This is a genomic window from Foetidibacter luteolus (assembly GCF_009650435.1).
Lineage (GTDB): Bacteria > Bacteroidota > Bacteroidia > Chitinophagales > Chitinophagaceae > Foetidibacter > Foetidibacter luteolus.
Genome location: NZ_VVIP01000035.1, coordinates 117775 through 131103 on the forward strand (window position 1 = coordinate 117775; position 13329 = coordinate 131103).

Annotated in this window: 11 protein-coding genes; 6 read left to right on the forward strand and 5 right to left on the reverse strand. The window is 43.0% G+C overall.

What is annotated here, in order from left to right:
* Positions 1-3174 (reverse strand): SusC/RagA family TonB-linked outer membrane protein, encoded by a 3174-nt coding sequence (locus F0364_RS09930; RefSeq protein ID WP_153797622.1) that lies wholly within the window; start codon positions 3172-3174, stop codon positions 1-3.
* A 255-nt stretch (positions 3175-3429) separates the two neighbouring features.
* On the opposite strand from F0364_RS09930, the gene purN reads away from it, so the two are divergent.
* Together purN and F0364_RS09940 are read left to right on the forward strand one after the other, a co-directional pair.
* Positions 3430-3999 carry a phosphoribosylglycinamide formyltransferase gene (gene purN, locus F0364_RS09935; protein ID WP_153797623.1) on the forward strand — a complete coding sequence of 190 codons (570 nt, stop codon included), beginning with the start codon at positions 3430-3432 and terminating at the stop codon, positions 3997-3999.
* 597 nt (positions 4000-4596) lie between these two features.
* Entirely contained in the window at positions 4597-4830 is a 234-nt protein-coding gene (locus F0364_RS09940; protein WP_153797624.1) for a hypothetical protein, read from the forward strand.
* 13 nt (positions 4831-4843) lie between these two features.
* Here F0364_RS09940 and F0364_RS09945 read toward each other — a convergent pair whose 3' ends face one another.
* Positions 4844-5485: a response regulator transcription factor gene (locus tag F0364_RS09945; RefSeq protein ID WP_153797625.1), complete on the reverse strand. Its 642-nt coding sequence runs from the start codon at positions 5483-5485 to the stop codon at positions 4844-4846.
* A gap of 849 nt (positions 5486-6334) precedes the next feature.
* Here F0364_RS09945 and F0364_RS09950 point away from each other — a divergent pair.
* Positions 6335-6529: a hypothetical protein gene (locus F0364_RS09950; protein ID WP_153797626.1), complete on the forward strand. Its 195-nt coding sequence runs from the start codon at positions 6335-6337 to the stop codon at positions 6527-6529.
* A gap of 19 nt (positions 6530-6548) precedes the next feature.
* On the opposite strand, the gene F0364_RS09955 is transcribed toward F0364_RS09950, so the two are convergent.
* Positions 6549-7952 carry a glycoside hydrolase family 140 protein gene (locus F0364_RS09955; protein WP_153797627.1) on the reverse strand — a complete coding sequence of 468 codons (1404 nt, stop codon included), beginning with the start codon at positions 7950-7952 and terminating at the stop codon, positions 6549-6551.
* 668 nt (positions 7953-8620) lie between these two features.
* Between F0364_RS09955 and F0364_RS09960 the strand changes: the two genes are divergently transcribed.
* Positions 8621-9784 (forward strand): MFS transporter, encoded by a 1164-nt coding sequence (locus F0364_RS09960; RefSeq protein ID WP_153797628.1) that lies wholly within the window; start codon positions 8621-8623, stop codon positions 9782-9784.
* Between the two features lie 29 nt (positions 9785-9813).
* Here the strand turns inward: F0364_RS09960 and F0364_RS09965 are convergent, their stop codons facing one another.
* A complete protein-coding gene (locus F0364_RS09965) occupies positions 9814-10329 on the reverse strand; it encodes an O-acetyl-ADP-ribose deacetylase (RefSeq protein ID WP_153797629.1) in 516 nt (171 codons plus the stop codon).
* Positions 10330-10477: 148 nt separating this feature from the next.
* Between F0364_RS09965 and F0364_RS09970 the strand changes: the two genes are divergently transcribed.
* Complete coding sequence (locus F0364_RS09970; protein ID WP_153797630.1) at positions 10478-10939, forward strand: hypothetical protein; 462 nt, start codon at positions 10478-10480, stop codon at positions 10937-10939.
* A 266-nt stretch (positions 10940-11205) separates the two neighbouring features.
* Here the strand turns inward: F0364_RS09970 and F0364_RS09975 are convergent, their stop codons facing one another.
* Positions 11206-11586 carry a DUF4783 domain-containing protein gene (locus tag F0364_RS09975; RefSeq protein WP_153797631.1) on the reverse strand — a complete coding sequence of 127 codons (381 nt, stop codon included), beginning with the start codon at positions 11584-11586 and terminating at the stop codon, positions 11206-11208.
* Between the two features lie 112 nt (positions 11587-11698).
* Between F0364_RS09975 and gpmI the strand changes: the two genes are divergently transcribed.
* The gene (gene gpmI, locus F0364_RS09980) at positions 11699-13222 is read left to right on the forward strand and encodes a 2,3-bisphosphoglycerate-independent phosphoglycerate mutase (protein WP_153797632.1); all 1524 of its coding nucleotides are present in this window, start codon (positions 11699-11701) and stop codon (positions 13220-13222) included.
* The last annotated feature ends 107 nt before the right edge of the window (positions 13223-13329 follow it).

Genomic DNA, 13329 nt, shown 5'->3' on the forward strand with positions numbered 1-13329 from the left:
CTAAAAGCTTAAATTAAGGTTTACACCAACACTTCTAACTGACGGAGACTGCAGGTCTGAAGAAGTGTTGTCTTCACTAAACTGGTCAAGATCCATGTTTTTAGCTGCTTTATCTTTTGTCCAATACCATAAGTTTCTACCTACGACAGATATTGAAGCCGCACTAAAAATCTTCTGTTTGGCAATTAATTTTGATGGAATAGAATATGAGAATATTATTTCTCTAATTTTCACAAAAGACCTATCCACCACATTTGCTGCCGGTCGACCAAGAAACCTCTGTCCATACGTTTCCCATAAAATGGGTGTAGTATTTGGCTGAAATTTCCTTGTATCTGAAACTACGTTACCATCAGCATCATAAGTTACTTGTCCGGATCCTTCAATCACATTTACACCAGAAGCAACAAAGCTTCCCTTATAACCCGGTGTGTTTCTGTTTTGCCAGTCTTTATACCGCCATTCTGTTGCAGAAAGTGGATGCGCACCACCTTCGTATTGTTTTTGGCTAAGATAATTTATCAACTTACCGCCCCAACGGGCATCAACTAAAAAGCTTAGGGAAAATTCCTTATAACGGAAACTATTCTGAATACTTCCAGACCAATTATTATTTCGGTATCCATTATTAGAAGACCTGGGTTTTATCAAAGGACGCCCGTTCGAGGCATTAAATACAATTTGACCATCAGGCGCTCTGTCAAAATCCGTGTACTCCAAGATGTCAGTCCTGTCACCAACATGTACTAGCGTTTGAGGCTGCTGAGTAAGGGTATCATAAACTTTTTGTAGTCTCCTTCTGTACGTTGACCAGTTAACAACAACATCCCACGTAAAGTTTCTTCCCTTGATCGGGGAAGCATTCACACTTACCTCTACACCTTTTCTTGTATATGTTAATCCGTTGCGTTGGGTGCTAGTACCACCAGTACTTGGCGAGAGCGCTAAATCAAAAATCCTTGGCCCATCCTTGTAGTTAAACCATGCCACATCGAAGCCGACTCTACTTTTAAGCAATCTCACTTCGGCCCCAAATTCTATTGCACTTGTTCTATCCGGCTTTAAGTCCTGATTATACAATTTCCCATCATAGTATAAAGATTGTTTCCCATCCCACATACCACCACTATAATATGGCGTAAACAATTGGTAGATGCTAGCCAGGTTATCTTTATTAAATGCGTCACGTGCTACGCTAGCATAAGAACCCCTTAGCTTGAAAAATGAAAATGCAGAAGGCAATTTTATCATATCTGACACCACAGCACTGAGGGAGACAGATGGATAATGATAAGTGTTATTCTTTTTAGGCAAATTTGAACTTTGATCCATCCTATCAGTAATATTCAGGAAAATCATCTTCTTATAATCCAGATCAGCATAAGCATATGCACTTAATATTTGTCTTTGATACTTTCTGCTCTCTGTAGAAGCAGGGTCAACACTATTATCAACCGTGTACAGTTGAGGTATAAGAATGCCATTATTAGTATGACTATACAGATATTTATTATTGAAATAATACAAATTGCCTCCAAGGGATGTTTTAAGCGAGATATCTGACGTGAGCTTTTTGGTATAAGTTGCCAAAAAATCAGTGTTACTGGTAAATTGATTTTCATATCTTTCCCTGTAACCTCCACGCAAAGCGTAGTTACCATCACCATTGTAAATCGTAATTGATTTTGGATATTTCCAATCCCTGTTTAAAAAATAGCCACTTATATAAGTACGCACATAAATATCTAAATCTGGCGTAATATTATACTTAAGTTTAGCATATCCGTATATATCATCCTTATAGTATCCCTGAAGATTCTCATAACTTACAAAATATGGATTTGAATACTGGTAATACTCTACGTGCTTTTGCTGGATGCCTTCCAGGCCGGGCAACCAATAATCTCTTAAATCCCTCACATCATAATTTGCGGCCCCCCAAACCATCATAGAATAAATAGGGCTTGCCGGTTGATATTCGACCCTCGGAAAGTTGGGCGTATATTGACGATTGTAATTGATATTTGATTCAAAGCGGAGCTTTTTAGAGAGGTTTAGGCCGCTGGAAAAATTAATGTTTGTTGCATTTAGTTTAGTATTCGGTATCATTCCTTTTTGATAGGTTTGAGATACCGAAAATCTAAGATCAGCCCTTTCTGTGCTGGAGGAAACAGCTATATTATTAACTGTAAGAATGCCAGTTTGCATAAAATTCTTCAGGTTATCTTTTCCACGTGCCAACCAAGGCAAAGGAATTAGCTGACCGGTAGCAGGGTCTCTCTCGCTATTCCACTGCTTAAGTAACTGCCCCTCAAACCTTGGACCCCATATATAATAATCATAGTCGTTAATGCCACCTCCCCTGCCATCTTCAAACTCATACTCAAACGTTGAACCGGGGCCATATTCGGTTTGAAAGCCAGGTATAGAGACAAATCCTAAATCAAATTGATTGCTTGAATTGAAATCAACGCTGTAGCCACGTTTTTTGTTCTTCGTTCCTCTTTTTGTAGTTATCTGAACGGCGCCATTGGTAGCCAAAGCACCATACAATGCCGAAGCAGCAGGGCCTTTTAATACTGAAAAGCTTTCGATATCATCGGCACTCAAATTCCAGGAATCAGAATTCACCACTACACCATCAATTACGATTGCGGTGCCGCCTCCCCTTAATCTTATCTGCGGGTCTGCAAATAAATTTGTGGAAGTATTAATACTCAAACCAGCTACCCTACCGGCCAGCGCATTAATAACGTTCGGTTCCCTTGCCTTTACCATATCCGAACCCTTTACTTCCTGTACAGCATACCCAAGTGCTTTTTTCTCTTTTTTAATACCGAGTGCCGTTACTACCACTTCTGTGGTTTTGTCATAGGAAATGGCCATCTGAACTTTCAGGCCGGCAGGGTCATCGGCCCTTACTTCTTTGGTGGTGTACCCAATAAAGCTAAACACCAACGTAGCACCCGCATCGGCGCTGATGGAAAAGTTACCTAACTGGTCCGTATTGGTCCCTCTTTTTGTACCTTTTACCACCACGGATACCCCTGACATTGGCTGGCCTGTAGAATCGGAAACGTTGCCTGTTACGGTTTTCTGCGCAAGGGCCAGGGTTGCACAAAAAAATAAAGCAATCAACATCATGATTGCTTTTGGCGGATTAAGAATTTTCATTTGCAGTAATTTTGGTGCAGATTAAAATTTAACATTTCAAAATTAGATTTATGCCCTTGAATAAAGTTCACCTTACATGCAATTAACGCATACGTTTGCGGCTTAGCAAGCATACGTTTGCATTACAATAAATTGTTATGCGAATGTTTTTTTGTCCTTCCGCCCATAGAGAAACAAGCCATCCTTTTGTTGAAATACTGAGGTTGGTGTAATAGATTATGACTTCATTTTTTACGAACAGGCAATTAACAACTAATGAACATTGCAATTTTTGCGTCAGGAGCAGGCAGTAATGCTAATAAAATTATTGAGCACTTCAGCAATCACCAACTGGTACACGTAAAACTGGTGGCCTGTAACAAACCTGGCGCCGGTGTTATTGATATTGCAGCATCTTATGGCATACCCGTACTGATGATTGAGAAGGAAAAGTTTTTCAGGGGAAATGCTTACGTTGAAGAATTGAAAGAGGCGGGCATTGATTTTGTTGTTCTTGCAGGTTTTTTATGGAAAGTGCCCTCTGCCTTAATTAATGCTTATGCCAACAAGATTGTAAATATCCATCCTGCCCTGCTGCCTAAATATGGCGGCAAAGGCATGTACGGCAACTTTGTGCATGCCGCGGTTATTGCGGCAAAAGAGAAGGAAAGCGGGATAACCATTCATGTTGTGGATGAGCTGTATGATCATGGCTCTGTGATATTCCAGGCTACCTGCCCGGTTTTGCCGCAAGATACCCCGGAAACGCTGGCACAGCGCATTCATGCCCTTGAGCACCAACATTACCCTGCTGTAATTGAACAATTTTTACTACAGCAATTATAAGCCAATACCGGTTGGCTGAGCGGGCTAACACGGAGACGGATTTTATCACTACCCTACACCAAAACCGTACGCGATGCTGCGTGAGGGATTGAAGCGGATACCCCGCTGAGGGCTTTGCGGCTGGGCTTGTGGCGGAGTATGAGCGGAAAGCCCGGCCCAAGGTACGAGGGACACGCCCCAAACATTTTTTTATGCCCGGTACAGCAGTGGGCTATTTGCCCCGGTAACAGAAAAATTGCACCGGCGGGTTTGCAAAATGCAGTTTTTCACTTATCTTAGTTTTACTTCCCTATAAAACTTTCCGGTTATATTTTCAAGGCTGTAAGCATCGCAACCATGCTGCGGTTAATAATAACCACTGATCTTCAATATTTTAAGAAAAACCCCGCAAGTTCCGGTACCATATTGATGGCGTAATCTTTAACCATAAAAAACATTGCTGTGCTAAAAAGCCGTTTTCACCGGATTAATACAATTAGATTAAAAAAGCTGATTTATTTTAGCTTCTTTTCTTTCCTGGTTGTGCTTGCGGTATTTATTATCTGGCACTACTTTGCGTAAAACAGGGAGGAAGGAAGCAACTTTAAAACAATAACTATGACTATTGAGGTTGGAGACAAAGTTCTTCCTTCAAAAAAACCTGACCTGCTTATGGGTGCATTGCTTGTACTTAAAATTGAAGGCGGCAATGCTACCTGCCTGTATTACGTTTCAGAAAAAGAATCTACTGACCGGCGGCGCCCCTCGCTGCTGGTGCGTATGGAGACTGTATTTCCTCTTAAAGAATTAACCGTGGTTGAAAAAGCTATGCCGCCGGTACCTGTGCATTAGCCGTATTAAAAGGCTATGGTTTTGTTAGCCGGGGGTTATACAAACCGTGTTTTATAGCCAGCACCACCATTTCTGTGGTACGGTTTACCTTGAATTTGCGCATGATGTTTTTAATATACTGCTGAATGGTGTAAATGCTGAGGCCCATATCCCCCGCTATTTCTTTAGGCGTTTGCCCGGCACATATTAATTGCAGTATCTGGTTTTCCCGGGGGCTAAGGTTAAAATTAGCAGTCTCGGCTGTAAAAATCTGCTCTACAATCCTGTCTTTTAACGACCTGTTGATGTATTGTACCCCCCGCAAAGCCTGTTGTATTGCTTCAGCTAGTTCTTCTTCAGGAATGTCTTTGGTAAGATAGCCGCTTACCCCTTTTGCAAGGGCTTCTTTAATAAGGTTTAAATCGGTAACGGAAGTCAGCAGAATAAACTTTGCTCCTGTATGCTTGGACTTATCAATAAGCTCCATACCTGTTATGCCCGGCAATAAAATGTCTGAAAGTATCACATCCGGTTTCCAGTTTGTGTAATCGCCTGCAAGAAATTCTTCGGCACTCTGGTATAATTTAATACTGCATGCTATATCAAGGCTTGCAAGCAATCTCTTTAAAGACTGCGCCATCAATAAATGATCATCTACAATACAAATGTTTATCATGTATAAAATTTGCTTAGGAAAATGCTCTTGGTGCTGAAATGATGGTGTGTGTATGCTTCCCGGGTAGCGGCCAGATTTTTTGCAGGCACGCAAGCTAACTAAATTTTGTATACCAATATTTGTTTTTGGCAAAATACTTACCTCTACATAACACAAAAAATTTTATCAGAATAGGACATACCAAAAATTAGGGATACAAATTTTCATTTAAAAACACCCTAAGTTTTAGGATAGGTATGTTTTTCTTTATTTATCATTTTTACACGCTGAAATGACTATCCGTTCTTTGAGTTTATCTGCCTTGCAAGCCAATACCATACATTGTTGTATGGCGACTGGTTTATTGCCTATTGCTTTTCTTCTGTAGCGGGGAAGAAGGGAGTTCACATTGATTGTGTACGTGGGCCAATGGTTTTCAAGGGCAGCAGAATCTGTATACCTAAAACTAAATTACGGATGGTCTTTCAACCCTAATAAGCACATAATTTGTTATATCCATTACAGTACCCAATGACAACGAGCTTTCCAATAAAACATTTTGGTTATTACAGCCGCGTCTTAAGCAGCTTTCTCATGTTCAACATTGTGGTATTTGCCAGCGCCTGCAACCACATTTTTCTGGGCAGCATACATCAGTATTTTTTACAGCGAAACAACTACCCACAATATATAAAACTGCCAGGGAGGCTATGGAATGTGCGGTACTTAAAACTTAATCATACATACTAATGCAATAACTCAACCTGTACATTGGATAGAGCCCTTTTAAACGGTTACACGTTTAGGGTCGGTAGAATTACAACAGCGAGGGGTATTTCTATACCCCTTAATTTTTTACAAAAAGTACTTATGAAAACAGAAGAATTGTTAACAGCCAAGTATAAAAAACTTCTCCCGTTTTTAGATAAAAAACAAAAGCAGCTTATACTGGCTGTTGACGCAAAAAGGCTGGGCCGCGGGGGGATAAGCAAGGTTTCATTAATTACAGGTGTATCCAGGCTTTTTATCAGCACCGGCCTGCGTACCATAAGAAACAGCGGTTAGCTGCAGCCGCCGGGATGGTTCATTTTTGAAAAGGTTGGTAATTTCTGCCGGCATCTTCTACAACCAGCACCCAATCATTCTCAGGGCCGGATGAAGGTGGCGTAAGCTGTATTTTTCCTTCATTCTTTTTAATACCAGCTTCTGTTACCGATGCATCCCTTGGGTTAAACCACCACAGCTTTATTTCACTGGCTTTTATGATTGCCGTATTGGCAATAATGGGTTTGCCCACAGGCAGGTAAATCATGGCATAACCATCGCCATCTGCCCTGAATGCTTCTGCATGCTCCCCTTTTACACCCTGGCCCTGTAATAGCATAGCCGTATCTGGCACCCTGCTGTTAAAAGGCCTGCTTTCTATCAACTTGCGCAGGTAGCCCGCCTGCCAGGCGCCGGGCCTGTCCAGCGCATTTATCCAGCCGCGGTCAGGATAGTTTATCGCCGCTTCTTTTGCATTCATAAACTGCCAGATAGAATGATGGCCGTAGGTAACGCCGCATGCACCGGCAAATACTGAACGGTACAGTTGTTTGCGCACATCATAATCCCTGAAGTAGCCATTGTCAACATTCCATTTGGGCCAGGGGCTAACCGGGTGGTCTTCATAGTTCGGTTCTGCATCAAGCGTAGGTTTTACAGGGCTGTAAGAAAGGTCTCTCCTAACCAGGTTCCAGCAATCTACATCATGCCCGCCACCGTGGCCAGACTGGAACATGTTTACATCCAGCCAGGGCTCATTATGTATCCATTGAGATGTTGAGTTATTACCGCCAGAAGGATGGTAGGTGATAATACATTGGCGATTTGTTGCCTCAATAATTCCCTTTGCCATGGCCCGCCATACAGGCCGCCAGTCGTTGCTGTCCTGCATAGCTGGCCGGTCGCCGCCAAGTATCCAGATAATGTTTGGATAAGCCTTGTAACGGTTACCTATCCAGCGGCCATACGTGTAAGCATTTACACTGTCAAAAACCACAGGGCCTTCACCCCATAAGCGGGTTACCTTATCGCCCCAGGTAGGCAGCAGGCCCACAAAAAGTTTACGCTGCAAAGCCATGGCAATGGCACTGTCAACAATTTTAAAATAAGCTTCATTTGGCTTTGCCGGGTCATTGTTATAAAACGGCACCTGGCCATACTGGTTAGGTTTACGCAGCCCATCCATTTCAGCCAACACTACTGCCTGTATTACATTCATACCTTTGGCCGCACGGTTATCCAGGTACATTTTTATTTCGTCCAGTGTAAGGCGGTGAAACAGTTCCCAACCCGTATCGCCCAGCCAGAAAAAAGGGGTACCATTTTCATATTGCAGGTAATGGCCGCCCGGCGCAACTTTCAATCGCCCATGCTGCCAGTTGTTTTGTGCATGTAACAGGCTGCAGGCAAGTAAAAAAATAAATGGCAGTAGTAATCGTTGCATAGGTGTTTTTGGGTTAAGGTAAGCAATAATCGCTTTTGCCGATGGTATTTGAAAATAGTATTCAAAACGGTGAACGGTGAATGGTAAGTGGTGAGTGGGGTGTTGCATTATACGTCTAACATTTTACATTAAAAAAGTACTTCATCGTACATCCCACTTATAACATCGTACGTATTCAAGTACTTCGTACTTCTCTCTTCGTACTTGTTTAAATCGTACATCCCACATCAAACATCTAACATAAAAAAGTACTTCTTAAATCGTACTTGCTTTGACAGCCACATCGTACACCCCACATCTAACATCTTACATAGAAAAGGTACTTCGTACTTCAAACTTCGTACTTGCTTTTGGGGGTGCCCCCAAGCTATCGCAAGGGGTCGGGCTTTCCGCTCATACTCCGGCACAAGGCCCTGCTGCGATGGCCTCACCGGGGTAACCGCTTCAATCCCTCACCCGAAGGTGTAACAGGTTGTTTATTTAGTAGTCAGTCACTTTTCTAAATACAGGTTAAGAAAAATTTGTGCTAAAAATCTTGGTTCGCAAAATTGCTTAATGTGATAATTAAATATTTAAAAGGTCCGGATAACTGGCAGCATGTGGCGCCAAAGTACTTCGTACTTCGTAAATCGTACTTATACTGTGCCTGTACATCGCGATATTCGCGTATGTTTTTATCAAAACAAGCCCACACAAGCAGGCTGCAACACAGGATAGCTGTTAGTGTATTCTTCTTTATATCGGGCTTTACTTTTTCAAGCTGGGCATCCCGCATACCATCCATGCAACAACAGTATCATTTAAACGATGCCCGGTTAGGTACGGTTCTGTTTATTATGCCGCTTGGGTTAATTGTTACCTTACCTTTTACCGGTGTACTCATTAACAAAGTAAGCAGCCGGGTGCTAATGCTGTGGGGCGCTTTGCTGTATGTGCTGTTATTACCATTAATACCGGCAGCAGGCAAAGTGTGGCAGCTAAGCTTTGTGCTGTTTATTTTCGGCGCCTCCCGAAACTTTCTTAACGTATCCGCCAACGCACAATCTGTTAGTGTGCAGGCCATGTACGATAAATACATTTTCGCTTCTTTTCATGGTTTGTGGAGCCTGGCAGGTTTTGCCGGCGCAACACTTGGTTCGTTCATGATTACACACAACATTTCAACTGCCACCCATTTCTACATAGTAAGTGCGACAACACTTATTCTAATTCTTTTCAGCTTTAGCCATACGGTAAAAGAAACAACAAAACAGCAGGAAAAAAAGCCGCTTATTGTATTACCGGATAAGCGGTTGGTTAAACTTGGCGTTATTGCTTTTTGCAGCATGTGCTGCGAAGGCACTATGTACGATTGGAGCGGGGTTTACTTTCAAAAAGCGGTGCATGCACAGGCATCGCAGGTAGGCTGGGGATTTGTTGCTTATATGGGCACCATGACAACCGCAAGGTTTACCTGTGGCCGCCTGGTTGACCGTTATGGCGTTAAACCGGTGCTGCAGGTAAGCGGCTGCTTAATTACAGCAGGCTTATTAACCGCTGTCACACTGCCCACTATGGCAAGCGCACTTACCGGCTTTGCATTAACCGGGCTGGGCGTTTCTTTCGTGGTACCGCTTATACTCAGCATAAGTGGTAGAAACAGCAACATGCCTGTTGGCTCTGCGCTGGCGGCTGTTTCCATTATCAGCTATCTTGGCTTCCTATTGGCCCCGCCGGTAATTGGTTATATAGCCGAATTGTTTAGCCTGCGCATTTCTTTTTTGCTTATGGCTGCGTTTGGAATAATGATAGCATTGCTTGCTTCAAAAATTAAGAAAGCACATGCGCTGTAGATAATGCGTAAAGCTTCAGGCTAATAGTTTCAAGCTGTAAGCAAGGCTTTATACAGTTGATAATTCTCCTCATCAAAGCAAACAAAATGCACTTGCTGAATACTGGTGGGTACTGCCAGAAAATTTCTTACGGTATCAACGGCGATTGTTGCGGCCTTGCTTTTGGGGAAATGATATATACCTGTACTGATATTAGGAAACGCTATGCTTTTTATACCATACTCCACAGCCAGTAAAAGGCTGTTGTTGTAAGCGTTAACAAGCAGCCCTTCCTCATTACTGTTGCCACCGTTCCATACCGGGCCAACAGTATGTATTACAAATTTGGCAGGCAGGTTGCCGGCGCCCGTTATAACAGCTTCGCCGGTTTTACAGCCCCCTTGTTTATTACGGATAGCTATGCATTGCTCCAGTATGGCAGGGCCGCCGGCACGGTGTATGGCGCCATCAACACCTCCCCCACCTAACAAAGATGAGTTGGCCGCGTTAACAATAGCATCAACTGCATGTTTGGTTATATCTCCACGAATAACAAGAATACTCATACAGCAATTTTACTGCAAAGTAAACCCGTTTTGCGGATGATGACAGTTTGTTAAATTCCTTGTAAAGCAAACATGCGTTAGTTACTTTTTTATGCGCAAAAAGTCATACCAGCAGTTCTGATTTTTTAAACTTAAAACCTGGATGGCTATGAAATCACTTGTACGTTTATCACTGATTATTATTGCAGCGGTATCCCTCTCGGGATGTTATAAAAGAAGAGACGAAGTCATTATCCCCCAGCATCCACTTGTTGGCTCATGGGTGTTAACTGATGCTGCTGAAGGCAACTCTTATGGCTGGCAATCTATTTATACCGGCCTGGAAACCGGCGTGTTTGATTTTTACGGCAACGGTGCTGCACGTTATACCGATGAGCATGTTACTTTGCAGGGCACATGGTCAACCACAACTGTAACCGGTGGTTATTATGATGAATACGGAAACTATTACAATGATGTTCACGAAGCCATGCAGGTTAACCTGTACGACAATTATACACACAGCTCTATTGATCTTTACTTTGATGATGTGAGCTTCAGGAACAGCCGCTTTGTAGCTACTTATTACAATAACAATTACATAGAAAGGTATTGGTTCAGCAGGTATTAAAGAAGGTGGTTATAGCGATAACAGGCCGTTGGTAAAAAGTACAATGAAGATGATTGTGCGGCTTACCACGGCCCTTTTGTTTTCAGTAATAGTTTGGTGTTAAGTACAATGCAGATGAACAAGTTTAAACTCATCTATCCGGGCTGAAAAGCCGCCCAAAGAACCGAACGATGAAAGGATTGCGACGCAAGGGAAGATGCCACAAAGTACCTCTGCCCGTACCATAATATTCAAAAAAAAATCCCGCCGGCGGCGGGATTTTTAATTTAGTTTACTCGTACCGTTATGATGGATAACTTATCGGCCTTGTTCTTCATTAACAGGGTAATGTTGTAATTTTTACCATCCCCCTTCAGCTTACCGGTTATGTACATAATACCACTCATTTCGCGTTGAGATGTTATATCGAAACCAGATACCTTACTCTCGTCAAAAAAGTTTTTGATGGTAAGTGTCGCCTGGTTTTTGCCAACGCTTTTAATTTCTTCCTTACCGGGAAGTTTAATGTCTATCACATTGTCAAAATAGCTGCTTAACTGGTCGGCGCTGGCTTTTTTCAAAGCACTTACAATACCGTCAGTATCAGCCTTTGCGTTAAAAGAACACAACACAACAGCCAATCCCATCACATACAAAAGGTTTTTCATTTACCAGATTTATTTTGCCCTTAAGGCACTAAAAATATGCCAAATTGATGATTTATATGTATATGTGTGCTTATATGGCGCTTAAAATTGCATTTTGACGTAGTTTTAGCGCATGGAAAACAAAGCAATACTGATCATAATGGATGGATGGGGGCTTGGCAAAGTAAAAAATGCCGATGCCATCCAAAACGCTAACGTTCCCTTTGTTAGCAGCCTCTACTCAACATATCCAAATACAACACTGGTAACCTGTGGCGAGGCGGTTGGCCTGCCCGATGGTCAAATGGGCAACAGCGAAGTTGGCCACTTAAACCTGGGCGCCGGCCGTATTGTATACCAGGAGCTACAACGCATTAATGTTGCCATAAGAGATGGCGAATTTGCCAAGAACCCGGTGCTCCTCAATTCCATTCAGCATGCAAAAGCCAACGGCAAAGCGCTGCACCTGCTGGGCCTGGTAAGCGATGGCGGCGTACACTCTCATATCAACCATCTTAAAGCCATTATATCACTCTGCAAAGCAGAGGGGCTTGAGCAGGTGTTTATACACGCCTTTACCGATGGCCGCGATACAGACCCCAAAAGCGGGCTGGGCTTTATTACAGAACTGCAGCAACACCTTAACAATACAACTGGTAAAATAGCTACTGTCAGCGGCCGTTATTATGCCATGGACCGCGATAAACGCTGGGAGCGTGTTAAGCTGGCCTACGATGCCATGGTTAAAGGCGCAGGCAATAAAGCAACCGATGCCATTGCCGCGGTAGAAGCATCTTATGCAGCCAGCGTTACTGATGAGTTTATTCTGCCAACAGTAATTGTTGCTGAAGACCAATTGCCCCTGGCCACTATTAAAGAGGGTGACATAGCCATCTGCTTCAATTTTAGAACAGACCGCTGCCGGGAAATTACAGAAGTGCTTACCCAGCAAAACTTTCCTGAACTGGATATGTATGCCTTGCCGCTGGATTATACCACGTTAACCGAATACGACAAAACATTTAAAGATGTACATGTGGTATTTGATAACGATAACCTGAACAACACGCTAGGCGAAATTTTGGCCGCCAATGGTAAAAAGCAAATACGCATAGCTGAAACAGAAAAGTACCCGCATGTTACTTTCTTTTTCAGCGGGGGCAGAGAAACGCCTTTTGAAGGAGAAAGCCGCATATTGGCCGCATCTCCCAAAGTGGCCACTTACGATCTTAAGCCGGAAATGAGCGCCTTTGAACTTACAGATAAACTGGTGCCGGAAATTGAAAATGAAACCGCTGATTTTATTTGCCTTAACTATGCCAATGCGGACATGGTGGGCCATACCGGTGTTTTTTCCGCCGTTATAAAAGCTGTTGAAACTGTTGATACCTGCGTACAGCGTGTAGTAACTGCTGCTTTGCACCATGGCTACACCGTGTTTCTTACGGCCGACCATGGCAATGCGGATTACATGGTAAACGAAGACGGCTCTCCCAATACGCAGCACTCGCTTAACCTGGTGCCGTTATTTGTTATCAGCAATAATTACAAAGGGCCTGTAAGGCCTGGTAAGCTGGGCGATATTGCCCCTACCATTTTGCACAGGATGGGTTTACCCATACCGCCGGAAATGAAGGGTAATGTGTTGATTGATTAGAAGAATTTTTATGGGCCCGGCTGAACGAACTACTATGAGGCTTCCGTTGTGTCACTCACTTGTACGCCTTGTACGCTACGCGGCTTTTCCCGCAGGATAGTTTTGTT

Coding starts and splice junctions, on each gene's coding strand:
- F0364_RS09930 (WP_153797622.1), bottom strand. CDS start 3,174: ATGAAAATTCTTAATCCGCCAAAAGCAATCATGATGTTGATTGCTTTA.
- purN (WP_153797623.1), top strand. CDS start 3,430: ATGAACATTGCAATTTTTGCGTCAGGAGCAGGCAGTAATGCTAATAAA.
- F0364_RS09940 (WP_153797624.1), top strand. CDS start 4,597: ATGACTATTGAGGTTGGAGACAAAGTTCTTCCTTCAAAAAAACCTGAC.
- F0364_RS09945 (WP_153797625.1), bottom strand. CDS start 5,485: ATGATAAACATTTGTATTGTAGATGATCATTTATTGATGGCGCAGTCT.
- F0364_RS09950 (WP_153797626.1), top strand. CDS start 6,335: ATGAAAACAGAAGAATTGTTAACAGCCAAGTATAAAAAACTTCTCCCG.
- F0364_RS09955 (WP_153797627.1), bottom strand. CDS start 7,952: ATGCAACGATTACTACTGCCATTTATTTTTTTACTTGCCTGCAGCCTG.
- F0364_RS09960 (WP_153797628.1), top strand. CDS start 8,621: ATGTTTTTATCAAAACAAGCCCACACAAGCAGGCTGCAACACAGGATA.
- F0364_RS09965 (WP_153797629.1), bottom strand. CDS start 10,329: ATGAGTATTCTTGTTATTCGTGGAGATATAACCAAACATGCAGTTGAT.
- F0364_RS09970 (WP_153797630.1), top strand. CDS start 10,478: ATGAAATCACTTGTACGTTTATCACTGATTATTATTGCAGCGGTATCC.
- F0364_RS09975 (WP_153797631.1), bottom strand. CDS start 11,586: ATGAAAAACCTTTTGTATGTGATGGGATTGGCTGTTGTGTTGTGTTCT.
- gpmI (WP_153797632.1), top strand. CDS start 11,699: ATGGAAAACAAAGCAATACTGATCATAATGGATGGATGGGGGCTTGGC.